Source organism: Synechococcus sp. A10-1-5-9 (assembly GCF_047716785.1).
Taxonomy (GTDB): domain Bacteria; phylum Cyanobacteriota; class Cyanobacteriia; order PCC-6307; family Cyanobiaceae; genus Synechococcus_C.
In genome coordinates, this window is the sequence record NZ_CP180406.1 from 221,298 (window position 1) to 244,560 (window position 23,263).

Sequence of the window (23,263 nt, forward strand, 5' to 3'; positions counted from 1 at the left end):
GTTCTTGATCTGTGAACAAGAACTCAATGTTGTCGGTACTGTCACATTGTTTTTCACCTCAGCGCGTTGGACTTTGACGTGCAGTGAACGGTTCCGCCTGTTACTGCCAATCGAAACTGTTGCCTTCATCTGGCTGTGAACAAGTGATTCGCATGCAACCGCGTCATCCAGTCCAGCAGGATCAACCGAGACGTATCAGGAGTGGGCAGAGCGCCAACGTCTTGTGACCATTGTTGTTTGTTAGTTGATCAAAGGAGATGAAGTCTGAAAGTTGCCCTATCGACTTGCCTGATGTTGGCTTTAATTGTGTCAAGACCTAGCCGTTTGTGTGCGGTAAACCGGTGACAGCCATTAAAGCCATAGAGTTTCCCTTCCATTTCCAGCAAATCGATTGGCTCTTGTAGGCCAATCTCGCGAATGCTTTCCATGAGCCGAGTGACTTTCGCTTCGTCGATTGGCGTTTGATGTGGCCGGTTGATTTCAGAGAGTCTGACTAGCTTTTGTCTCATTCTGGATGACAGTAAGTGTAGGCATCAAGTGTGGCTTGTAGATGGCTGATGATGTTGTTCATTCCGATAAGGCGTTCAACCGGCTGTTCTTCTTGATCGCAATATTCTTCGCCATCAGAACCGATTTCGCAGAAGAGAGATTCGTGGGTGACGACTAGAGTTGGAACACCAAACACGCTCAGGTCCATTGCTAGGTCGATGTGATTCGTCGCATCACCGTGAGCATTCATGATCGGGACGACTTCAAGTTCAGCTCGCTCCGCTTCTGTCAGTGTTTTGAAATGTTCCAAGAGCTGCAGGCAGGAGCCATTGTTTACTTGTGTAAAGACACGCAGGTGATAGTTCTTCATGATTAGTTCTCTCTTTTGATAGTTTCAGTATGCATCGCCTGGTGGGTTAGCGCATCACATAAAAGAGCTAAACCACTTGCTTTTAAGAGGTTCTCAATAATCCTTGTCGTCTGACTTGTCATTTATTGCCTTTGTTTGATGCCTCGGGGGGGCTGTGACTCAGTTCACGCGGATTGGCGGTGGTGGCAGGGGAGAAGACATCGCCGGCGTGTCTTTAGGAACAGTTCGTTTCTCGGCCTCTTGAGCCAGCTGATGCGCAGCGCTGTGCGTCTGAGCAAAATTCACTCTCAGCAGCGTGAGGCCTACAAAATGCATGCCAATCTCCCCGGGACTACCCCATATCAGCGTGGCACCGGCTGCGGCCAGAACGAGGCGGGATAGAACTCCGATGTTGGTCATTTGTTTGAGGTATGTTTTGAAGATCGTTCTCCCGTTTGATTCACCATTGCCGTTCTCGCTAGAAAACAACTCCCTCAACTGAGGGATTTTTCAAGCCTCCTTGCTTTCCCAACTGCGTAGCGCCCTAAAAAGACCGCCATTGCTGACGGCACAGAGTATTTGATGTTGCAATCGCTCAAATTATTTTTGCTACAGCTGAAATCCTTCTCGGTTGACCAGTGAGTTCGAACGAAATGGCAGTTGAAACGTTTGTAATCAGCCATGGTTTGATATGGATTCTGCAAGTGGGACTCAGTCACCAACAAGCTTTGCGATGATGAAAGCGGATTTGAGTAAGGCCAATAGGGGGGTCTGATCTTCAGACCTTTGGGGTGCCGATTTGGATTCAGAGTGTTTCAGGGCGCAATCGACTTGGGCGATAAGCAATCAGGAAAGCTTGTTGGCCAGCACTCTCTGACTTCACTGCTGTAATCAGATCTTCACCGGTGTTCCAGACCCACACCTGATCGTTTTGTTGTTCATGCACAAGATTCGTACTTAGAGGTTTGCCGTGGCGAGAGCTCAGGCCTGCTAACACCTCAGTCATGTCGTCGATGGCGAACTCGTAGGCCAGATTTGTCAGACCTTTGTCGGGGTCGATCTCAAAGGTGGCCTGAGATACGGGGAGTCGATCCAGCATGATGTCGTGCATGACATAACGACCGGCCTTCTGTTCCCTTACGGCGTGGCTTTCACCGAGATGGCTCCTCACCTGCTCAAATGGCATTCCCCAGGAAAGACCTTGCACGCACGCGTCGACGGGACCAGCGCTGCAGAAAAAAAGCAGCAGCCCTACGCCTGTTGAGATCAGAAAAGTCTGAAGCTGACGCGGCATAACCATGAGCTCAAGACATCATTCTTTGAATTTTGTTGGGTCAAGCCTCATATGCCAATCGATGTTTTATAAACCAATATTTTTAATTTCCATACAGCTAGCGAAGGATGCAGTCGCTACCATGCACTTCGCTGATTTCATCCGAATTGTGGGTGCATTCCGAACCATTCGCAGCAGTAGCCTAACCTCAAGATCAGGAGGACAAAAACAGCTGAGCTGCAAATATAAAGGTTATCCCTAGCGATAGCTGGGAGTTTTTTTTCTCCTTTCGCGGAGCGAACCATCCACATCCAGCATTGACTTCCAACAATCCTACAGGTTAAGGTTTATTGCTTCTGCAAGATCCGTCTTGGTTTCTCCACCCTTGTTCTACGAATGGGTTTATTCGTCTGAGGATTGATGAGGAGTGTTGGCTTGATGCTCCACTGCGGTCTGATTTGCAGTTTCTATAAGAATATTCTCTTTTCTGCGTATCGGTAGGGTTTCTCTCGCAGGATTGATGGGTTTAATGCCTATCTATGCGTTATCTGTTTTCTCTGGCCCTTGCGGCTCTGCTTGCAGCCTTCTCGCCGTCTGCTGCCTTCGCTGCTGATGCAGCACATGGTGCACAGATTTTCTCAGCTAACTGCGCCGCCTGTCATATCGGTGGTGGCAACGTCGTGAACGGTCAGCGCACTCTGCAGCAAGATGATCTAAAGGCCTACCTGGCGAACTATAACGACGGCCATGAAGACGCCATTGCTAACCAAGTAACCAATGGAAAAAACGCTATGCCTGCTTTCGGCGGCAAACTCAATTCTGACGACATTGCTGACGTTGCATCATACGTTGAATCTCAATCGGTCAACGGTTGGTCCTAACTTTTAAGTAGCCAAGTTTCATTTTTTAATCAAACTCCTGATTGATGAAATAATCAGTTTTTTTGTATCTCCAATTGTTCTAGCTTTTAGATGGCCGATGATCTTGTTTTGTTTTTTTGATCCGGTTGATGTGTTGTTCTTGTGTGTAGGCCTTAGGACAAAACTCTTCAAAAACTGAGTGATTGGCTCAATCTCACACAATGCAGAGTCTTCTTTAAGCCGTTGCAGTTTTGTTTCCACTTGGAGCTTTGATTCAATCAAAGCGAATGGCAGTGTTGGCATTGGAGCAAGCACTGCATCTCTGGTTTTGGGCTCAGTGCTCATGATGGTTCCTTGGCCTTGGTGTGTGACACCGCGTTGCGACTGACTCTGGAACGAAGCGTGATCGACGGCTGGCTTCTTCTTTAGATCGATTGTTCACGGCCTAAAACGCACCTGTTCACTATGGCTAGACCATTTAGACGAGGGGCGTGGCGTTTGACACTGGCTGAAGTCCCGTGGGTGCGTCGATCTCCACTCTTCACTTGCTCTCTCCAGTTGCTCCCGTGGCCGCGAGAGACATGAGCTTTCAACGCCCATCGCTTGAGGGCCCTTGCACTCGTTATCGACCGCGACGGGAGGTTCGAAAAAGCCGCCGTCGGATGGATCGCTTTTGGCTTGCTTTGGTGGGCAGTTGGAGCTTGTGATCTGCCCAGTCCATTGTCAGGGCTTCGATCAGGGATTCACGGTCGCCAAAGAGCCGCATCATGGTATTCACGTTTGAGATTGAGTCTCAATAGAGCATGCTTCCCGAAGGATTGCAAGTGATTCTCAATAGCTTTAAGAATTTCGAAAGCGCTGTTGAATCAGCGGCGCCCTGATGGGGCTGCTCTTCACCCGTAGCAACGGGTTGTCGACGTCTTCAGTGACTGAAAACGTCGCTCTCATTCGAACCATGCAAGCCCGGTTGCCACTGCGCCTCTATGCGATCTTTTTTGCTCTCTGAATCAACCGCGTGCTTTCTGAACTCCTGCAGTGATGGGTGTGTTTGATGTGCTTGGAACCTAATCCAGGCGAATCAATTCATTTATAGGTTTCAGTTGTGACTATTTAATGCGACAATGTGCCATTTACTTCTTCCTTCTGGAGATGCCCGACGTTTTGACCGCGTGCACTCTCTGCTGCTCAGAAAACAGCCACAGAATCCGGCCAGTTCGACTTTCTTGCCGTTTCGCAAGGGTCATTCGCTCTATGGAATAAAGCCAGCTCAGCTTATTCGATGGCATCTGTTGTTTCGAAATGGAGTGATTAAGTCCTCCCGTGCTTCTTGCTGTATCTATGTGTCATCCAGTGGATGGAATTGGTCTGAGTGGCGTGCAACGTCTTCTTTGAGCAACATGCGGCAAGTCAGACCAAGTCGTTGATGCGCTCAGGATTTCTCAAAGCCCTCGGACCGGGAATTGTTCTGGCGGCGGCATCGATCGGAGGTTCCCATTTGGTCGCCTCAACCCAGGCGGGAGCTCTCTACGGATTGGGCCTGTTGGGATTGTTGCTTCTCGCCAACCTTTTTAAATACCCCTTTCTGTTGATCGGCAGCCGGTTTACTGCAGTCACCGGTCGCAGTCTTCTGGAGGGCTATCAGCACCAGAGCCCATGGTTTCTGCCTCTCTACCTGATGATCACCCTCAGTACGGGTGTCGCCAATATCGCAGCCGTCAGCTCCTTGGCAGGCAGCTTGGCGACAGCAGTGGTTCCAGGATCACCGCAAACTCTCGGATTGCTTACATTGGCCATCTGCCTGGTGGTGTTGCTCATGGGGCAATACCGCAGCCTTGATCGGCTGAGTAAGTTTGTCGTCGCGGCACTGGTTTTGTGCACGCTCGTAGCAGCGGTGGCGACATTGGTTCGCGGCCCAGCAGCTGGTTTTGCTGTGATGTTTTCCCCCAGTCCTTGGACCTGGACCTCGCTGCCTTTTCTGGTTGCTCTGTTGGGGTGGATGCCATGCCCGCTGGACCTTTCCGCTTGGACTTCGCTTTGGATCTATGCCCGCGAACAGGATTCAGGCCATACATGCACCCGCACGGAAGTGGAGGCTGATTTCAACATCGGATATGCCGCGACGGTGCTCATGGCGGTGTTGTTTTTGCTGCTGGGAGCGTGGGTGATGCATGGCACCGGGACTGAGTTTTCCCAGGGTGGAGCAGCTTTCTCTCAGCAGCTCATCGAGCTTTACACCGTCAGCTTGGGTGCTTGGGCCTACCCCTTGATTGCCTTGGCCGCGTTGATGACGATGTTCAGCACGGTGCTCACTTGCCTCGATGGCTACCCGCGCTCAGCGTCGGCATCAGTTCGATTGTTGCAAGGTCATAGCGGGATGGCTGTGCTGAACAACAACCACCAACGGTTTTGGATGCTGCTCCATTTCATCTTTGCCTTTGCTGTGCTGCTGTGGTGGTCCGGTTCGATGGGTGCGCTGGTCACCTTGGCAATGTGGGTGTCGTTCGTGACCACACCGGTTCTGGCATGGATGAATTGGCGCGTCATGCAGAGCCGCCAAGTTGCCCCACAAGACCGATTTGGCCCGATTATGAACTGTGTTGCTTTCGGTAGTCTCGGTGTATTGAGCCTGTTTGTTGTTCTTTTTGGAATCAGCCTTGTTTGAGGTTCATGAGCGAGATGGTTTCTTTCAAGCTGTTTTCTTTGTCCTGGGATGGCTCGCTTGATGAGCAAGAGATGATGGATTTGTTGGATTGACTCCTTAGTTATCGATCTCAAATTGTTCACAACGTGTCTTGAGCTGTTGGCGGCTCCGTGACGTTCGGCTGTGTTGGTTTAGCCATCGTGCAGCCCTTCGGCTGACTTTGGCCCATCCACATGTCGCTGCCTGATTGCAGCGATAAGAGTCTGTCAATCGAATGCCTCAAAGGGCTACTGACCATGATGGGACACCCTACTGAGACTGATTCCAATACTGATACCAACGATCTATTCTTTGTTAATCACTTGGTGATGGCAAGGAATCACGCCAACTTGAGCGTCATCCCACCAGTGTTGATGTTGATCTATGGCCTGAAGCCTCCACCCACCTGTACCGGTATGTCCTGCCCGGAGATGTTCTTCCCACGTCAAGGGCTCTGCCACCGGTGGCACCGTTTCCCTCCTGCTGATCCAGTGGTCCTGCCACCAGGCTGCATTCTGCTTCTACCGGGTGGATCCTGTTGTTCTTGGCTACTGCTGCTACTTGGTCTCAACTTTGGCTTTTTGGGTTGTGATTCGCCTGGCTCTAGCCAATCCACTGTTTGTGATTATTAGTGTTATTCAGTGATTCATGAAGGGCCTCAATACCTTTAATGTAGAAAATTTTGCGTTAATTTCTGTTGAGTTATTGTTAAGCTGTCTTTCATCGCTCCGTTTTTTTGCTGAGAAATGTGTTTTGAGTTTTTGTTTCCTGAAGGAATGTCGAGTCAGTCGAGTGTTGCCTTGATAGTGACAAGCTCTTCATAGGAAATCTGATGGCAACGGAGTCGCAGAGTGGTGCTCAGGGTGCTTTGCCGTTCAAGGATCCTCTTGAGACTGTTCCTGGTCAGGCGGAACCGATCCAGGTTGCACTGGATCCCGCTGAACTCAGCCTTCGGACTCCTGCAGCTGATCCGGAAGAGTCGTCCCAGCCGAGCCTTGATGAGCTTCTGGGATTTCTTGGCAAGGGCATTGCTCTTCTGAAGGGGCTCAACCTCCAGGGATTTCAGCAGATTTATCCGGTTTTTCTTGCGATCCTTGCTGCTGTTCTAACGGGACTTGCCATTATCATTGTTTCAAACATTTTGACGTCGATTAATCATTTCCCGCTGATTGGTGGTTTGCTTGATCGCCTTTTTGAGTTGTGTGGGTTGGTTGTGGTTTGTAGATTTGCGGCCTCCAATTTATTACTTCAGAAAAAAAGAGCAGATTTGTTTCTGAGAATTGCTGAACTTAAAAAAAAGCTGATTGGTCGGTGACGGGGGCGATTTTGGTGATTATGGGCGGTCAATCACATTGTCACGAGTCTTCTTAACTTGATTTTCAGTGTTGAATGGTTATGTAACCATTCGCCTGGTTCTGAGAAAAGTCTGAGGTGATCGCTCTTCGGTTTTCTTGGGATTGTGAGTACTTGTTTTAAGTTATTTGCAATTGATCGACTTTTGAATTGGTATAAAAGGACTGGTCTGGTTGCTTTGACGGGACTCTGCTGAGATCTGTTGTTTTGCTCATTGTTTATGGTTTAAGGGAATCAAGCGTGTACGACTTGATGAATGTCCCGAGTGAATTGAATCTAAGGCACCGCTACGCGGTCAAGAATAAAAGCAGCAAGAGCCTTTCATCTCGCTGATGGTCTGCAACAGTACTTGGCATTCAGTCAGACTCACTCGGCTCAAAGGCTTGTTTTAGATGCTTTTCAAAAGCGGAACCTACACCATTGGTGATGCGATTTGAGATGATTTGTGATGCAGCTCATCAAATGTCAATTGATGGGTGTTATCTTTTTGTTTTACTTATGGAGGTAATGGCCAATTTCAAACGCATTAATTTTTTGAGAATATTTACTTGTTAAAAGATATCGAGTGTCTCCTGCTGGATTTGTGTAGAATCTTAATATTGTTGATCGCTATTTTCTCTGTATTGCTTTGGTTGCTGATTTGATTTTGTTTGCATGCTTGTCTCAGCGTTGAGTCTTCATGCCTTCTTTTTAATCCTAAGCCTTGATAAGTATTTTTGACTTTTTTGTTTTCGATGCATGAGGAATGATGTAGAGCTCTCTAGCGTTGAGATGTCATTGGAAGGCTCTAGCCATGGATGTCTCCCGTAGTCAGCTGCCACGCGACGGTTTCAAACGTGGTGGTGGTTGGTCCGTGATTACTGGTTGGATGCGGGCGACATTCAGCCGAAAGGGCAAGAGGCTTTGGCAAACTTTGAATCACAAGAGCGCTTGTTTGTCTTGTGCTTGGGGTACGGGGGGACAGAACGGTGGCTTTCGAGATGAGCTTGGAGAGCCCTTTCAGCGTTGTATCAAGAGCGTGGAAGCGATCCGTTCTGAACTTCAGCCAGCTGTTCCTCGTTCTGTCTTTAATCGCCATAGCTTGGTAGAACTTCAGCAGTTGGATTCATCATCTTGTGACCGATTAGGTCGTCTTGATCGTCCCTTGATCAAGCGCGAGGGTTGCGATTTTTATGAACCGATTCAATGGAATGAGGCTTACAACATTCTGACCGCTGTTTTCAAGTCTTCCACACCGGAACGGCTCGCTTCTTACAGCTCGGGGCGTTCGTCCAACGAAGCCGCTTACCTGCTCCAGTTGCTGATGCGAGCTCGAGGTTCGAACAATCTGGCTGATTGTTCAGATCTTTGTCATGCCCCATCCAGTGTGGGCCTCACTCGTGTGTTCGGAAGCGGCACATCCAATGTCAGCTTGCAAAGTTTGCGTCAAGCGGATGGTGTCGTTCTCGTGGGTTCCAATGCCCCTGCAAATCATCCTCGCTTAATGAACGAGTTGATTCGTCTCCGTGACCGAGGTGGCACGGTGGTTGTGATCAATCCTGTTCTCGAAGGTGGTCTCCTTAAATTTGGCTCCCCTGCCTTTCCGATCCGTTCTTTGTTGATGGGAAGTGAGATCGCCTCTCTCTTCCTCCAACCGATTCCCGGATCCGACACGGCCGTATTTCTCGGGTTTCAAAAGGCCTGGTTAGAGAGTGGTGCTATCGCATGTGAGTTTGTTAAATCGCACAGCGACGGCTGGGAGGGGTTGCGACAACAACTGATTTCAACGAGCTGGGTGTCGATCACACAGTGTTGTGGACTCAGTCGCGAAGAGTTGGAGTACACCGCTGCCCGTTTGGCGAATTGCCGCTCTGTTGTCTTTGCCTGGGCGATGGGGATCACGCACCATTCCAATGGAACGACCAATGTTCAGGCCATCGCCAATTCTGCTGTACTAAGTGGAAATGTGGGACGACCTGGTGCGGGAACGATGCCGATCCGTGGTCATTCCAACGTGCAGGGTTTTGGCTCGATGGGTGTTTCTGTTCGTTTGCGCGAACCGATGCGACTGGCTCTGGAATCCTTGCTCCAGCGTCCGCTAAGCCGCACTCCTGGTTTTCATGCCAGAGATTTGATTGAAGCCGCCGATCGTGGTGAAGTCGATGCACTGCTTTGCCTTGGTGGAAATCTCTTTGGGGCCAACCCTGATAGCACCCAGGCGCAACGTGCACTTGGGCGTGTTGACACGATTGCTTATCTCGCGACCAAACCCAATTTGGGTCATTTTCATGGATTGGCTGCTCGCCAGACATTGCTTCTCCCTGTTCTGAACCGTTTTGAGACGCCTCACCGCACAACTGTTGAGTCAGGTAATAACTGGGTCCGTTTTAATGAGCCAGGTTCTACTCACTTAAAACGAGCTGATCTGATGAGTGAAGTTGGTTTTTTGGCGGAGCTTGCATACCGTATTTTCGGCGATGACCCTATTCACTGGAGGCGTCTACAAGATGCCTCATACGTGCGTGAATTAATTGCCAAGACGGTGCCTGGATATGAAAAAATGACCGACATTGATTCGACCAAAACTGAGTTTCAAGTGAGTGGACGGGTTTTCTCAGTTCCCCATTTTTCAACCACCAATGGGCGAGCTCAGCTGAGTCAAACACCCTTGCCCAAATTAAGTCTTCCTGATGTTTCTCACTTTGGTGGATTAGCCAAAGGCGAACGTGGTTTTGTTCTTAACCTTATTACTGCTCGCAGTCATGGTCAGCATAATACTGTTGTTTATAAATCTGCCGATTGGTATCGCGGTATGCCTCATCGGCAAACACTTCTGATTAGTCCGGATGATTTGGAGTGTTTCGATTTTGACCCTCATGAGCTCGTAACGGTTCAAGGTGAAGCTGGTTCCCTTCATCGTATTGAATTAATTCCGGGACCCATCAGGCAAGGTTGTGGATTGATGTTTTTCCCAGAAGCTAATGTGTTAATGCGTGGAGTCTCTGATCAGAGCTGCGGAACTCCAGCCTTTAAGCGCGTTCCCGTGCTCGTTCGATCGCGCCGCTCCGCTGGCAAGCTTGATTAATTCTTATGCATCTTTGCAATCCATGTGATGCAATTGCGTTGAATGAAGGTCACTCAACGCAAACCATTCAATGTCCGGTTGAATTGTAAGTCATCTTTCCACCAAACTGTTTCATGTAATGAATTATTGGGTTAAATTGGTTAGAGATGGTATTGATTTGCCGTGTCAGATAGTGGGTGTTTTATTCTCAATGTTGTGATTGATAGTGGAATATTCTCTCTGAACTGTCAGCATGTTGATCACTGCATTTTATCCCAGTCTAACGAGCGGATGATGCCAACAACGAAACCCTCCACCTTGCCAGGTCAGTGCATCAATCGGTGTGGTGATGACCTCAAGACCTTCGTTCTCAAGATCTTTTTTTAGCGAGGGCATGTTGTCGCCGATCAGAATGGTGTCCTTGCTTAGCACAAGACCATTGCATCCCATCTTCTTTTCAGCATCATCCGCTGAAACATTAATGAGCTTCCAGCCATTGAGGAATTTGGGAAGACCCTGAGTAAATGCTTCTTGGCACACAATGGCTACACCTGGTCGCGGTAGAGCCAGTACACAATCAAGATGAAGGAATCGACGACTGAGCGGCACTTGATGAACTTGGTAATCTTGACCCAAGTAATCGCTTAGCCAACGTATACCAGCAAGGTTTGAAGCGTTGCCTGTTTGGCCTACATAAATATCTTTTCCGATTAACATTACGTCGCCTCCTTCAAGGTATGGTCCTGGCCCGTAGTCGTCAGCTGACTTTCCGCGATAAGGATCAGCTTGTGGCATCGATACGGGATAAGATCCGCTGTTTAGTAATCGATCCTCAATAGTTCTCCGGATCGCAAATCGCTCCTTACGGCGATAAGGCTCGAGCATTGATGTTTCAATGACTTTGTTGCCAATGACAAGAATCGGATCGCGTGGGAAAGTCTGCATCACAGCATCACTATCCATCTCTAAGTATTCAACCTCGGCGGGAGAAAGCTGTTCAACCTGATGAACAATAACTCCGCGATCATTTAGTATGTAAATGATTGTGTTCATTTGATCAATCGATTGCTGGTTCAATTCGGGATCGCAATCGATTAACCATTGACCTTTATTTTTCTCGATAAAGTCGATGGAGGATTGTGGCAAATAGTTTTTACTTGAGGGCGGTATTTCGCTTGGTACGCGAATGTTTGTAAATCCAACGACAACTTCCTTCAGTGTTCCCCACTCATGATCAACCGATATCTGTTTGCGATTAGAATCTCCTGCGCTCTGTGCTGCAAGTGAAGAAGATTTAAAAAAACTCGATCCAATGGCCAATGCCGAGGCACTCGTTGCAGCTCCCTTAAGAAAGTTGCGCCTGCTGGAATTGAGTGCTGCCACTAGAATTTATTTCGTATGACTTTTTCTAGCGTAGGGGACCGATCATGCGCAGGCAAATTATTGAAATGATACATATAAAAATTGCTTAATGCAATGCTCAGCTTGGCCTGAGATATCACCCTAATCTCAGTACTGATTAATAGATCCTGATTCAATTGCGTCACGCTGTTTGTTGTTAAGCCTCGGCATTGATTACTCTGCCTTTCCTTGGCCAGCTGTCTTCCTCCCTCCCTTGACATCAACTTGGGAATAAGAGGGTGATTCCATTTGTAATGGTCAGTATGCCCCGATTGCCATTGTTTCAACTCGAATTTCGGTTGTCCTTGCTCTATGTAGTTTTGTTTGTAGTGAGTTTCTTGGTTGAACTATTTATAGAAGAAATACTTCTTGGCGGGTGGTGATGGAAGGTGCTGGAGTGAATTATGTCGATCAGCGATGTGGTTTTTGTCACTGCTTCCAATATGCATTCTGTTGTTGACGTGGGACTGAGGGCCTGGATCGCTTTCTTTGGATTGTTCAACAACTAGGGAGATGCATTTTCATCCAGCGCCTTGAGCTCTTCTTGATGGTATTTGAAACTGAGTTCTTATCCGCTTTCGCTTTTGTTGTTAGTGCTGATGGGTTTAGATTCTGCTTCTAAGACCCCAGGATTGCCGTGCATTCCAAGCGTTCCTGGCAGGCATCACGGCGTTGCAAACGCAGGTTGATGACTTGTGCGAGATACCTTGCATCTTCGCTGACGCCGCAAAACCTCCCTGAGCCCCAGGTGTGCAGCCAAGGCAATCCGATGAAATACAGGCCAGCACTTTGTGTGACGCCACGATCATGGGAAGGTAACCCACTCCCATCAAAGACGGGCGCCTCAATCCATGTGAAGTCACTGCGGTAACCCGTGCACCAGATCACTGCGGCGAGCGGCTGTGAGCTCAGATCAATTCCTGGATCTTCCATGGGAGACGGCTGCCAGCAGGGGCAATACGCCGGTTCGGCCGGGGCATCAATCCCTTCCTGTTCGATCCAGCTGTCAATGCTGGTGCGGATGCGGCAATACACCGCATCGGCTTGATCAAGATTGCTCGCCAGGTCATCTGCGAAACCGATGTGTTCGCGGGAGATGGTCGAGAGTCGGCCATGCAGATGCATGCCTTCCATCGCCCGTTGTCGTAGATCAATCTCACGCCCGCCGTCTCGGCCTGTGAGGTAGTGATTGGTCTTGGCTCGGACCGAGCGTGGATCCGTGTGATCGCTGATCGGCATGGCGTAGTAGCCCATGCGATCCAACCAATCCACAACGTCTTTGCCTCGATAACGACGCGGAGATCGCGGGGCTCGGCCCACGCTCAGGTGCACAGAGCGACCTGCCAGGTGGAGGTCTTCAGCGATCTGGCTGCCAGATTGGCCATTGCCGACGACCAGCACCGGACCATCCGGGAGTGCCTCGGGGTTGCGGTAGGACCGAGCATCTAGTTGCTGCACAGATGCTGGTATGCGTTCGGCGAATGGATGACGTCGGGGGATGTGGTAACCCCCAGTGGCAACGATGACGTGTTCGGCTTCGATGACTCCCTCACTGGTGTCGAGCCGATACCCGTTCACGATGGGTTGCAACCGCGAGACGGCCACGCCCTCGCGAAGGTCGGCGTTGACGTGCTGAGCGAAGCGCTGGAGATAATCCACAATCGTGGACTTGCCCATAAAGCCGTCGGGCTGATCACCGTTGTAAGGAAAGTCGGGAAGACGGCACTGCCAGTTCGGCGTGACCAGGCAAAAGGAATCCCAGCGCTGTTGGTCCCAGGCGTACGCCACACGGTGCTTCTCGAGAACCAGCGGTCGTATCCCTTGTTGCTGCAACGCATAGGCAGCAGAGAGGCCAGCTTGGCCCGCACCGATGACGACTGCTGAACGGCGCTGAAGTGAAGAATTGGATTCAGAAATCACTTGCAACGTCGATGTACTGAAAACTCTCACAACTTTATTTCTGGAAAAACGAAGAATGCTGTATTGAAAAGCACTAAATAGGCAATCGAGTTGTCTCTCAGTCGTTGGTTTTGTTGCAATCAGCACATCGCTGAAGGCGGTGATGGAGTCACGATTGGACTGGTTATGGAAACTTTACATGCCTGCTGTTGATCGTTCCGCCAATCAACCCGGTGACTTCCTTGTTGACTACGAGGAAAAAGTATTTCCTGACGTCAAAGCCGAGCCTGGTGAAAAGGCTCTTGTCACATTCCATACCGTTGCCTTTGAAGGTTCCATCGGACTGGTCAACCTCCTCCAAGCCAGTCGTCTGATCAATAAAGGTTTCGAGACCTCAGTTCTCCTCTACGGTCCTGGGGTCACGCTGGGTGTGATGCGAGGCTTCCCAAAGCTTGGTGATGCGGCGTTTGATGGACATTTGAACTTCAATGCTCGACTTCAGAAATTTATGGATCAAGGCGGAAAAGTGTATGCCTGTCGTTTTGCTTTACAGGCGCTTTATGGCCATGGCGAAAAAGCTCTGATGCCTGGAATTACACCTGTGAACCCTCTTGATGTTCTCGACATCGTCTTGATGCACCGCAAAGAGGGCGCCTTCATTCTTGACACCTGGACGCTTTGATTCTGCCTGGAGGCTCTCCACTGTGACAACTGTCAAAGTTGCTGCCGCTCAGATCCGTCCTGTGCTGTTCAGTCTGGATGGATCCCTCCAGAGAGTTCTGGATGCGATGGCCGAAGCAGCTGCCGAAAGGGTTCAACTGATCGTTTTCCCCGAAACATTTCTCCCCTACTACCCCTACTTTTCCTTCGTTGAACCTCCGGTTCTGATGGGACGATCCCATCTGGCTCTCTATGAGCAAGCCGTGGTCGTTCCAGGCCCTGTCACTGATGCTGTTGGCGCCGCTGCTCGTCAGCACGGCATGCAGGTTTTGTTAGGCGTTAACGAGCGTGATCGGGGAACGCTTTACAACACGCAGTTGTTGTTCAACAGCTGCGGTGAGCTGGTTCTGAAACGGCGGAAAATCACGCCTACTTATCACGAGCGAATGGTTTGGGGCCAAGGAGATGGCTCAGGCCTGAAGGTGGTGCCAACGCCGCTGGCTCGCGTCGGCGCTCTGGCCTGCTGGGAGCACTACAACCCCCTTGCCCGCTACGCCCTGATGGCTCAGGGGGAGGAGATTCACTGCGCTCAGTTCCCTGGCTCGCTGGTGGGACCGATCTTCAGTGAACAGACCGCCGTCACCATGCGTCATCACGCTCTTGAGGCCGGTTGTTTCGTGATCTGTTCCACCGGCTGGCTGGACCCCGAGGACTTTGCGTTGATCACCCCCGAGACGTCTCTGCACAAGGCCTTTCAAGGTGGATGTCACACCGCTGTGATCAGCCCTGAAGGCCGTTATCTGGTCGGACCTCTCCCCGATGGTGAAGGGTTGGCGATTGCTGATCTGGATCTCGCACTGATCACCAAGCGCAAACGAATGATGGACAGCGTCGGCCATTACAGCCGTCCTGAGCTGTTGTCCCTGCAGATCAACAGTTCGCCAGCGCTTCCTGTTCAAGACATCTCCACGTCGTCGGTTTCCTTGGAGCCGGCCGCGGTGTCCGACTCCCTGTCATCGATGGAGGCTTTGAACCATGTCTGAGCTTGGTCGCTTGGTTACAGAACTCCAGGTGCATGGCGTTCGGGTTGACCCGGTCAAGGGCAACCCCGGCCGGCGAGGAGGTGCGGGTCCTTCTGACCACCGTGCCTTGGATCTTGATGGCACCACCGTGATGGTGCCCGTTTACAACAATGCCTCTGCAGCCTCGCCTTACAAGCTGGCATCCACTGGCACGTCACTTTCGATCGATGGTCCAGAGCAGTCTTGCGCTCCAGTGATCACAACACCACGGGAGCCAACGTTTTACGGCTTGAGCACAGCCGACGGTATTTCCTATCGATCGATTGCCTTGCTGCACAGCAAGGACGTTTTGGCCACCACGTTGCTGCAGACCTGCATCCGCTTCCGGGACCGATCCCAGTCTTGTCAGTTCTGTGCCATTGAACAGTCGATCGACGACGGGGCTTTGATTCGGAAAACACCCGAGCAGGTGGCGGAGGTGGCGGAGGCTGCCGTCCGGCTGGACGGGGTCAAGCAACTGGTGATGACCACCGGTACGCCGAACAGTGACGACCGCGGCGCTCGTCTGATGGCTGAAACCGCTGAAGCGGTGAAACGTCGAGTGGATCTGCCGATCCAGGGGCAATGTGAACCGCCGGAGGATCCACGCTGGTATCAGCGCATGAAGGACTCTGGAATCGACAGCCTTGGCATGCACCTTGAGGTGGTGGAGCCGGATGTGCGCCGTCGGATCCTTCCCGGGAAATCGGAGCTCACCCTTGAACGGTATTACGAGGCCTTCGCCGACGCCGTTGAAGTGTTCGGTCGAGGTGAAGTGTCGACGTATCTGTTGGCTGGCCTCGGTGACAGCAAAGACGCTTTGCTGGCCTGCAGTCGCCGTCTGATCGAACTCGGGGTCTACCCCTTCGTGGTGCCCTTTGTTCCGATCTCTGGAACTCCGCTTGAGAGTCATTCTTCTCCGGATAGTTCCTTCATGGTCGACGTGTATCAGGGTGTTGCCGAGATGCTGAACGCGGGGGATCTGCGCTCAGAGCAGATGTCCGCCGGCTGTGCCAAATGCGGAGCTTGTTCCGCGCTCTCTTTTTTTGAATCGGTGTCGTAGTCATGGTTTCTTGTCTTGATCCCAGCAGCCGCGGCATTGGTCGCAGCAAAAGTTCCGCGCCTCATCTGTTCACGCCATCTGTGCGCTGCGGCATTGGTATTGATGCTGATGATTTTCGCCTGTCTCCGACAGCGAGTTCCGATCGTTTCACCTTTCATCTTCTTCGCGCTGATTCCTTCCTGATCCAGGGGTATTGGTCGTTGCGGCGCAGCATCTTTTGTAGCGAGCAGCATGTGTTTGAAGACTCAGATCGAGATGAACTTGATGCGATTGCCTATCCGATTGCGGCGTTGCATCACAGCTCAGACTCAGAGCATGACGATGCCGATGAAACCAATGTGGTGGGAGTGGTTCGGATTGTGGAAACGGAGCCGCGACATTGGTATGGCGGTCGCCTCGGAGTGCATTCCGACTTCCGCCGTCATAACCAGATTGGGAAGGGGTTGATCTGGAAAGCTGTCACCACCGCCAATGGTTGGGGATGTGATCGTTTCTGCGCCACAGTGCAGATTCAGAACGTGCGTTTTTTTCGCCGCTTGCACTGGACCTCGATCGATGAGCTTGAGATCCGTGGCATCCGTCACCACCTGATGGAAGCTGATCTCGATTACTACATGCCCTCACGTGAACAACGGCCGATCGTCTCGCATCACCTTTCAGTTGCGGCGTGAATGACGTGGGGCTTGTGAACGTCTTGCGCACGACCAGTGGCCTGTTGGCTAAGAGCGATATTCGCTCGGCCGCTGCCACCTTTGGCCATCAGCCCTTTCCTCAGTTGGGATTGGCAGGAATGCTCGGTGATGATGCTGCTGTGCTTCCCACTCAGGCCGGTCAACTCTTATTGGCCTGTGAGGGGATGCATCCCGGTCTTGTTGAAGAGGACCCATGGTTTGCCGGCTGGAGTGGGGTCTTGGTCAACCTCAGTGATATCGCCGCAATGGGAGGACGTCCTCTGGCTCTGGTGAACAGTGTCTGGAGCACCGATGCAGAGGGAATCAGCGCCTTAATGGAGGGCATGCGATTCGCGTGTGATCGCTTCGGTGTCCCCATGGTGGGTGGCCACTCCAACCAGCAGAGCTCTTATCAGGCGCTCTCTGTTTCCGTTCTGGGCGTGGCGGATGGTCCTGTTTTGTCCGCTCGTTCAGCACGTCCCGGCGATGAGCTTTGGATGCTGGTCAACAAAGCTGGAGGCTTCTATCGCCACTACCCCTTCTGGGATGCCGCGACCCTTGCTTCTCCAGAACACCTTCGTGCACAACTTGCTTTGCTGCCATTGCTGGCTGCGGAGCAGCTAGTGCATGCCGCCAAGGACATCAGCATGGGAGGAATCACCGGTACTGCCGTGATGTTTGCCGAGGCTTGTGGTCATCAATTGCTCCTTGACCTCGACGCCGTGGAACGTCCAGAAGACATCCACGAGGAGGCCTGGCTGACCTGCTTCCCGAGTTTTGGCTACCTGCTGGCTGTGGATCCCTCCCGCACTGCAGCTTTGGCGCAGCTGGTATCACGCGATCCGACGCTGATTTGCTGCCGTATCGGACACTTTGCCTTGGGTGATTGCAGCGTGGTTTTGAAACATTCAGGTGCGATCCATCACTTCTGGGATGGGACTGATGCACTCACTGGTTTTGGCTGTGTTCGATGAGACAGTCATGGGCGATGTTGCCGTGCAAAATCTTTGAATTGAGCATCGATCAATGCCTGAAGTTCGACTTCAACTGGAGTGGCCTGATGGGCAAGCCAGTACGTTATATTCACCATCAACGGTGATTCTCGATTACTTCAAATCTGACGAATCGTTGTTGGTTTCTGAGCTCGAATTGCGTGGTATCGAAGCCCTTCGCGCGGCATCAGAGCGCGTTCGCGAACGTTATGGATTTGCCTGCACGCGTACGGATGAAGAGGCATCCCGGCTGCGCCAGTGGATCTCCCGTTACAACTCTGATGACACTGTTCGTGTTACTGGACCCCTGTCTTAATGATCACTCTTTTGCTAAGCCGCCTTCAATGTCTGGAAAACCTCCTTTCCCCCCATTCACCCTCGAGACCGCTCGCCAGAAAGCACGCATGGCGGAAAATGCATGGAACAGCAAGGATCCCGAGAAGGTCTCCCTTGCTTACACCGAAGACAGCGTGTGGAGAAACCGCAGTGAGTTCATTCATGGTCGTGCTGAAATCCTGGCCTTCTTACAGCGCAAATGGGCCAAGGAGCTGGATTACAAACTGATCAAAGAGGTTTGGGCTTGCAGCGACAATCGCATTGCTGTTCGTTTTCAGTACGAATGGCATGACGCGGAGGGGCAGTGGTTTCGCGCCCATGGCAATGAGAACTGGGAATTTGCTGAGAATGGTTTGATGCGCCGTCGTGAGGCGAGCATCAACGATGTGCCGATTGGAGACGGCGATCGCCTGTTCACCTGGGGCGGTGGACCGAGGCCCGATGACTTCCCAGGCTTGACAGAGTTGGGGCTTTGACGTGATGGAGCTGCAGCGTCACCCGCTGCCGCAGGCGATTGACTCAATGGCTGGCCTGCGGCTCTTCATGGAACATCACGTCTTTGCCGTGTGGGATTTCATGCAATTGCTCAAAGCCCTGCAGCAGCACATGGCCCCTTCTGGGGTGCCGTGGACGCCCCCATCCCACCCGCAGTTGGCCGGTCTGATCAACAGTTTGGTGGCGGAGGAGGAATGCGATCTGCTTCCCAACAGCCTTGGGGGGCCGCTGTATCTGTCCCATTTCGCGATTTACCGCAAAGCGATGGAGGAGATCGGTGCGGACACCACGGTGATTGATGCATTGCTGCAAAAGGCGTCCTGCGGCGATTGGCCCCGCGCCCTTCGCCAGGTTGGGATCCCTGAGCCCGCTGCGCGATTTCTTTGCACGACCCAAGCGTTGATCGCCTCCGGTGAAGTCCATGCACTGGCAGCGGCGTTTGCTTACGGCCGGGAGCTTTTAGTTCCCGATCTGTTTCGTGCGTTGCTCGATCGCTTGTCCGGGCTGGCCCTGCCCTGCCCGACCTTGCGCTGGTACCTCGAACGTCATATCGCGCTCGACGGTAATAGCCATGGGCCTTTAGCGGAAACAATGGTGCTCACCCTCGCTGGAACCGACCCGGCTGTTCATCAACGGGTCCAGGCCGTGCGGGAGCAGGTGCTTGCCGACCGGACTGCGTTTTGGGATGCGATCGAGACCAGGCTTCGGCAGATGTCTCAGTTCAATCGATCTGGCGGCGAACATTCACAGATGTTCAGTTTTGGATTGATGGAATTCCAGACACCTTGAGGGCTCAAGCAGAAGCGGATGCTCAGCATTCACCCATAGAAAAAATACTAACCTGCGGAAAAAAGTTCTTGTCACACCGCTGTTGTGGAGGGATCTGTGATTGAAGGGCATGTGCCCGCTTCTGCGATCCAGCGGATGTTGATGGGGCGGCCCAATATCCGTGTTCGCACGCTACTGACTAGTTAGGAGAGACTTACGAGCAACCATCTCTCATTGCGTTGGTCTCAAGAGCATCACCGCACCTGACACTGTGACGATGACGGTCAGCGCACCCAAGAGCATTGGATAGACAGGCTGAAGGTTCAGAACGCCAAAGTTCCCGGTGTGGATCTTGAGCAGCCAGAAGGCATCAATTTCTTGCTCCAAGAGCAAGCTGTAAAGAGATCCCGTGCCGGCGGTGATGAGCAACGGGAGAGCAGCAATCGGGACCAGCCAACGGTGAATCTTGCGTGCTCGCTTTGTCAGCTGTCGTTGGCTCATTGCTTACGAAGTTGACGGTGGAGTTCCTGCTCATCCGCGCACGGCATCCACTTACCGTTGTTCTGATGCACCGACATGCAACCAATCTCGCCAGCACGTTGTTGCGCGTCAGCTTTGGATTGGTAGATGCCTTTGCTGTGTCCCAGACTTGCCATGGGGTATAGAGCGAACGCAGCGGCGACTGCGAATGGGATTGAGACCCAGCCCATCACCCTTGTTGTGAAAGGAATGAACATGGTGGCTCTCATAACGTAAAGAGGCCATCAAATTTGTAGTAGTCAGACTTATTCATGCCTTCGCTTTGCAACATTTTGCGGAGATCAATGATTTCTTTGCGCTGGGCGACGATGATCTCGCGCGCAAGACGAAGAATGGTGGGGTTGGTTGAATTTTTGCGTGCTTCATGGGCCATCTGAAGGGCCCCGCCATGGTGTTCAATCATTCCCTCTAGGAACCACTGCACCCTGTTGTCGCGTGTCGGCTTCGTTCCCGACATTCGCATTCCGGCAATCACCTCAGGACTCATGCGCACGAGGTCAGCCATGGAGTTGGGGTCGCCATCGGGGCGCAATGCCACGGGGTACACCGGAGCATCGGGATACCAGGCTTTGCGCCATTGGCGCATCGCTTTGATCTCACGGGCCTGCTCGTCCCAAATGCTGTTCGCCAGGGCCCCCACCCCAGGGGCGCCGATGTTGAAGACGTATTCACTCATCCGCAACGCCCCGGTGTGGTGCTCGACCATGCCGTCGATGAAACGCAGGTCATAGGTGCTGCCTGCGGGCCCCATTCCATGAGCATGGTGATGATGGGTGCCGGAATGCGTGGGTGCTGGGTCTTTTGTGCGTTCAGGCTGTGCGTGATGCATCCCGTGCCCATGATGATGGTCCATCTGGGCGAATACGACTTGAGGGGGAAGAGCCGAGATAGCAATCAGGGCAAGGGCAAGATGCCGCACCGGTTGAAGACGTAGATGTTGTTTGACTTTAGAAAATTCGAGCCTGGATTGCTCCTTGATTCTTGGACCTGGTGCTGTGGAATCCAGGGCGCGCTGCAGGTTTGCCAATGAATAGACGTGCCGATTAGTCCTGGGGTTTCTGGCCGCTGCTGCCACCGAGTTCTCAGTTGTTTGAACTGTCTGATGAACGTGTCCATGAGTTGTCCCTGGAATTTGGTGCAACTGGGCCGGATGGTGTGCAACTACAACCTTCGCCTTCGCTGGCTGATGCTGTGCTCTTCCGTTGTGACGTTGTTCGGGTTGAGGTGTCCAAGGTTGTTGTTCCAGGGTTTTTTGATCTCACTGTGCAGTTCTGAATGTGATGTGTGTGGGCCGCAGGTCAATGTTCTTCAACAACTGAGTGAAGGGTTGAACGTCTCAGGCTGCATCAGTCAACCCGGATGGCAGCGGTGAGCTTGCTCACGGCGTTCCACACGGGATTGACATTGGCTGTGGTCATAGCGGTGTGTTGACGACCAAGCTCAACTCGTGCATCGCCCTGGTTCTGAAGCAATGACAAGCATCTGAGAGATCAGCAGATCGCTTGAGTGCTCCGCCGGTCATTAACGAACGCGACGGCTGGTTCGAAAACGACGGCGTCGGGCGGATCGGTCTTGGCTTGCTCTTCTAGGGAGTTGGAGCTGGTGGTCAGCCCAGTCCATCGTGAGGGCTTCGATCAGGGTGTCACGGTCACCAAATAGCCGAAGCATGGCGTTCGCACTTGAGATTAGATCTCAATAGAGCATGATTGACGTGACTTTGCAAGTGATTCTCAATAGCGTTAAGTCTCCTGAAGAGTCCGGCGGATCAGTCATGCGCCCAGGTGCTAACCAGCGCGCAACGATACTTTTGACCAACATGCGGCAAGTCTGACCAGTCCGATGATGCGCTCGGGAATGCTCAAAGCCCTCGGACCGGGAATTTTGCTGGCGGCGGCATCGATCGGTGGTTCCCATCTGGTCGCCTCAACCCAGGCGGGAGCTCTTTACGGGTTGGGTCTGCTCGGGTTGCTGCTTCTCGCCAACCTTTTCAAATACCCTTTTTTGTTGATCGGAAGCCGTTTCACCGCAGTAACCGGTCGCAGTCTTCTGGAGGGCTATCAGCACCAGAGCCCATGGTTTCTGCCCCTCTACCTGTTGATCACCCTCAGTACGGGTGTGGCCAACATTGCAGCTGTTAGCTCCTTGGCTGGCAGCTTGGCGACTGCGGTGGCTCCCGGATCACCGCAGGCTCTTGGATTGCTGGTACTGGCTATCAGCCTGGTGGTGTTGCTGTTGGGGCAATACCGCAGCCTGGATCGGCTCAGTAAGGCAGTCGTCGCGCTACTGGTTTTGTGCACCCTCATGGCAGCTGTCGCGACATTGATCCGTGGCCCAGCCGCTGGTTTTGCCGTGATGTTCACCCCCAGTCCCTGGACCTGGGGGTCGTTGCCTTTTCTGGTTGCTTTGTTGGGGTGGATGCCATGCCCGCTGGATCTCTCCGCCTGGACATCGCTTTGGATTTATGCCCGAGAACAGGATTCAGGCCACAAGAGCAGCCGCACTGAAGTGGAGGCTGATTTCAACATCGGCTATGCCGCGACGGTATTGATGGCAGTGTTGTTTCTGGTGCTGGGAGCTTGGGTGATGCATGGCACCGGGACGGAGTTTTCTCAGGCTGGAGCAGCTTTCTCCCAGCAGCTCATCGAGCTTTACACCGCCAGCTTGGGATCTTGGGCTTATCTCTTGATTGCACTGGCTGCACTGATGACGATGTTCAGCACAGTGCTTACCTGCCTTGATGGCTACCCGCGCTCGGCGTCTGCCTCGGTTCGTTTGCTGCGAGGTCATCGCGGTATGGCGGTGCTGAACACCAACAACCAGCGTCTTTGGATGCTGCTGCATTTCGCCTTGGCCTGCGCTGTGCTGCTGTGGTGGTCCGGTTCGATGGGGGCTCTGGTCTTCTTGGCGATGTGGGTGTCGTTTGTGACCACACCGGTTTTGGCATGGATGAATTGGCGGGTGATGCAGAGCCGTCAAGTTGCCCCTCAAGATCGCTTTGGCCCGGCCATGAGCCGGTTGGCTGCGATCAGCCTCGGTGTGTTGAGCCTGTTTGTTGTCCTTTTCGGAATCAGCCTTGTTTGAGGTGCAGAAGCGCGCTGTTTTTCTTCCATGCGCTTGTTTTCTGTGAACTGGGTGAGTCTGCTTCGGTTCGCGAAACGGTGACAGGGGCCACCACCTTTGCGGGGGGGGGGGGCGGCTTCGTTGCGGCGTTGCCCCCCCGCCTCTTTGGTGAAAAGTGGCTGGCTCCTGTCAGTTCTCTATCAACCGCGTCAGGAGCTAAGGCATGAGAACAGGTTTGATCAGCACAGTTATTTCTTTAAGCCTTGGGTT

24 protein-coding genes and 1 pseudogene are annotated in these 23,263 nt (G+C 52.3%); 14 read left to right on the forward strand and 11 right to left on the reverse strand.

All coding sequences use genetic code 11. From position 1 onward, the window contains the following. Positions 1–248 precede the first annotated feature (248 nt). The 4 genes from ACLM45_RS01520 to ACLM45_RS01535 form a co-directional block, all read right to left on the reverse strand. On the reverse strand, positions 249–509 hold the full coding sequence (locus tag ACLM45_RS01520; protein ID WP_415410244.1) for a sulfiredoxin: 261 nt from the start codon (positions 507–509) through the stop codon (positions 249–251). After that, positions 506–859: a hypothetical protein gene (locus ACLM45_RS01525; protein ID WP_415410245.1), complete on the reverse strand. Its 354-nt coding sequence runs from the start codon at positions 857–859 to the stop codon at positions 506–508. Before ACLM45_RS01525 ends, ACLM45_RS01520 begins: the two co-directional genes overlap by 4 nt. Positions 860–1,018: 159 nt before the next feature. Then, positions 1,019–1,258 carry a hypothetical protein gene (locus ACLM45_RS01530; RefSeq protein WP_415410247.1) on the reverse strand — a complete coding sequence of 80 codons (240 nt, stop codon included), beginning with the start codon at positions 1,256–1,258 and terminating at the stop codon, positions 1,019–1,021. Between the two features lie 385 nt (positions 1,259–1,643). Then, positions 1,644–2,132, reverse strand: a complete 489-nt coding sequence (locus ACLM45_RS01535) for a hypothetical protein (RefSeq protein WP_415410249.1) — start codon at positions 2,130–2,132, stop codon at positions 1,644–1,646. Positions 2,133–2,650: 518 nt separating this feature from the next. On the opposite strand from ACLM45_RS01535, the gene ACLM45_RS01540 reads away from it, so the two are divergent. Continuing rightward, positions 2,651–2,992: a c-type cytochrome gene (locus ACLM45_RS01540; RefSeq protein WP_415410251.1), complete on the forward strand. Its 342-nt coding sequence runs from the start codon at positions 2,651–2,653 to the stop codon at positions 2,990–2,992. An 18-nt stretch (positions 2,993–3,010) separates the two neighbouring features. Here ACLM45_RS01540 and ACLM45_RS01545 read toward each other — a convergent pair whose 3' ends face one another. After that, positions 3,011–3,316, reverse strand: coding sequence for a hypothetical protein (locus ACLM45_RS01545; protein ID WP_415410252.1), 306 nt, complete (start codon positions 3,314–3,316; stop codon positions 3,011–3,013). Between the two features lie 1,078 nt (positions 3,317–4,394). Between ACLM45_RS01545 and ACLM45_RS01550 the strand changes: the two genes are divergently transcribed. The 3 genes from ACLM45_RS01550 (at position 4,395) to ACLM45_RS01560 (ending at position 10,068) form a co-directional block, all read left to right on the forward strand. Further along, entirely contained in the window at positions 4,395–5,633 is a 1,239-nt protein-coding gene (locus tag ACLM45_RS01550) for an NRAMP family divalent metal transporter (RefSeq protein ID WP_415410253.1), read from the forward strand. Between the two features lie 850 nt (positions 5,634–6,483). Continuing rightward, complete coding sequence (locus ACLM45_RS01555; RefSeq protein ID WP_415410254.1) at positions 6,484–6,966, forward strand: CAAD domain-containing protein; 483 nt, start codon at positions 6,484–6,486, stop codon at positions 6,964–6,966. A gap of 831 nt (positions 6,967–7,797) precedes the next feature. Further along, positions 7,798–10,068 carry an FdhF/YdeP family oxidoreductase gene (locus ACLM45_RS01560; protein ID WP_415410256.1) on the forward strand — a complete coding sequence of 757 codons (2,271 nt, stop codon included), beginning with the start codon at positions 7,798–7,800 and terminating at the stop codon, positions 10,066–10,068. 249 nt (positions 10,069–10,317) lie between these two features. Here the strand turns inward: ACLM45_RS01560 and ACLM45_RS01565 are convergent, their stop codons facing one another. Beyond that, on the reverse strand, positions 10,318–11,430 hold the full coding sequence (locus ACLM45_RS01565) for a twin-arginine translocation signal domain-containing protein (RefSeq protein ID WP_415410258.1): 1,113 nt from the start codon (positions 11,428–11,430) through the stop codon (positions 10,318–10,320). A 636-nt stretch (positions 11,431–12,066) separates the two neighbouring features. After that, positions 12,067–13,368 (reverse strand): MSMEG_0569 family flavin-dependent oxidoreductase, encoded by a 1,302-nt coding sequence (locus ACLM45_RS01570; RefSeq protein ID WP_415410259.1) that lies wholly within the window; start codon positions 13,366–13,368, stop codon positions 12,067–12,069. A gap of 178 nt (positions 13,369–13,546) precedes the next feature. Between ACLM45_RS01570 and ACLM45_RS01575 the strand changes: the two genes are divergently transcribed. The 9 genes and pseudogenes from ACLM45_RS01575 to ACLM45_RS01615 all read left to right on the forward strand — a co-directional run. Then, positions 13,547–14,029: an MSMEG_0572/Sll0783 family nitrogen starvation response protein gene (locus ACLM45_RS01575; protein WP_415411319.1), complete on the forward strand. Its 483-nt coding sequence runs from the start codon at positions 13,547–13,549 to the stop codon at positions 14,027–14,029. A gap of 22 nt (positions 14,030–14,051) precedes the next feature. Next, positions 14,052–15,050 (forward strand): Nit6803 family nitrilase, encoded by a 999-nt coding sequence (locus tag ACLM45_RS01580; protein ID WP_415410260.1) that lies wholly within the window; start codon positions 14,052–14,054, stop codon positions 15,048–15,050. Then, on the forward strand, positions 15,043–16,131 hold the full coding sequence (locus tag ACLM45_RS01585) for an MSMEG_0568 family radical SAM protein (RefSeq protein WP_415410262.1): 1,089 nt from the start codon (positions 15,043–15,045) through the stop codon (positions 16,129–16,131). The genes ACLM45_RS01580 and ACLM45_RS01585 overlap by 8 nt, the downstream gene beginning before the upstream one ends. Positions 16,132–16,133: 2 nt before the next feature. Then, a complete protein-coding gene (locus ACLM45_RS01590) occupies positions 16,134–16,802 on the forward strand; it encodes an MSMEG_0567/Sll0786 family nitrogen starvation N-acetyltransferase (RefSeq protein WP_006041145.1) in 669 nt (222 codons plus the stop codon). Continuing rightward, on the forward strand, positions 16,799–17,776 hold the full coding sequence (locus ACLM45_RS01595; RefSeq protein ID WP_415410263.1) for a sll0787 family AIR synthase-like protein: 978 nt from the start codon (positions 16,799–16,801) through the stop codon (positions 17,774–17,776). The genes ACLM45_RS01590 and ACLM45_RS01595 overlap by 4 nt, the downstream gene beginning before the upstream one ends. A 52-nt stretch (positions 17,777–17,828) precedes the next feature. Continuing rightward, on the forward strand, positions 17,829–18,110 hold the full coding sequence (locus tag ACLM45_RS01600) for an MSMEG_0570 family nitrogen starvation response protein (protein WP_038004189.1): 282 nt from the start codon (positions 17,829–17,831) through the stop codon (positions 18,108–18,110). Between the two features lie 28 nt (positions 18,111–18,138). Then, entirely contained in the window at positions 18,139–18,606 is a 468-nt protein-coding gene (locus tag ACLM45_RS01605) for a DUF1348 family protein (protein WP_006041149.1), read from the forward strand. A gap of 4 nt (positions 18,607–18,610) precedes the next feature. Continuing rightward, the gene (locus tag ACLM45_RS01610; protein WP_415410264.1) at positions 18,611–19,414 is read left to right on the forward strand and encodes a DUF3050 domain-containing protein; all 804 of its coding nucleotides are present in this window, start codon (positions 18,611–18,613) and stop codon (positions 19,412–19,414) included. 54 nt (positions 19,415–19,468) lie between these two features. Beyond that, positions 19,469–19,576, forward strand: a pseudogene (locus tag ACLM45_RS01615) (DUF411 domain-containing protein); the annotation flags it as partial. 48 nt (positions 19,577–19,624) lie between these two features. On the opposite strand, the gene ACLM45_RS01620 reads toward ACLM45_RS01615, so the two are convergent. The 4 genes from ACLM45_RS01620 to ACLM45_RS01635 form a co-directional block, all read right to left on the reverse strand. Further along, positions 19,625–19,894, reverse strand: a complete 270-nt coding sequence (locus ACLM45_RS01620; protein WP_415410266.1) for a hypothetical protein — start codon at positions 19,892–19,894, stop codon at positions 19,625–19,627. Beyond that, positions 19,891–20,142 (reverse strand): DUF3721 domain-containing protein, encoded by a 252-nt coding sequence (locus ACLM45_RS01625; RefSeq protein ID WP_415410267.1) that lies wholly within the window; start codon positions 20,140–20,142, stop codon positions 19,891–19,893. Before ACLM45_RS01625 ends, ACLM45_RS01620 begins: the two co-directional genes overlap by 4 nt. Continuing rightward, positions 20,139–20,852, reverse strand: a complete 714-nt coding sequence (locus ACLM45_RS01630; RefSeq protein ID WP_415410268.1) for a DUF305 domain-containing protein — start codon at positions 20,850–20,852, stop codon at positions 20,139–20,141. The genes ACLM45_RS01625 and ACLM45_RS01630 overlap by 4 nt, the downstream gene beginning before the upstream one ends. Before the next feature lie 602 nt (positions 20,853–21,454). Further along, on the reverse strand, positions 21,455–21,601 hold the full coding sequence (locus ACLM45_RS01635) for a hypothetical protein (RefSeq protein ID WP_156783576.1): 147 nt from the start codon (positions 21,599–21,601) through the stop codon (positions 21,455–21,457). Between the two features lie 171 nt (positions 21,602–21,772). On the opposite strand from ACLM45_RS01635, the gene ACLM45_RS01640 reads away from it, so the two are divergent. After that, the gene (locus ACLM45_RS01640) at positions 21,773–23,014 is read left to right on the forward strand and encodes an NRAMP family divalent metal transporter (protein ID WP_415410269.1); all 1,242 of its coding nucleotides are present in this window, start codon (positions 21,773–21,775) and stop codon (positions 23,012–23,014) included. The last annotated feature ends 249 nt before the right edge of the window (positions 23,015–23,263 follow it).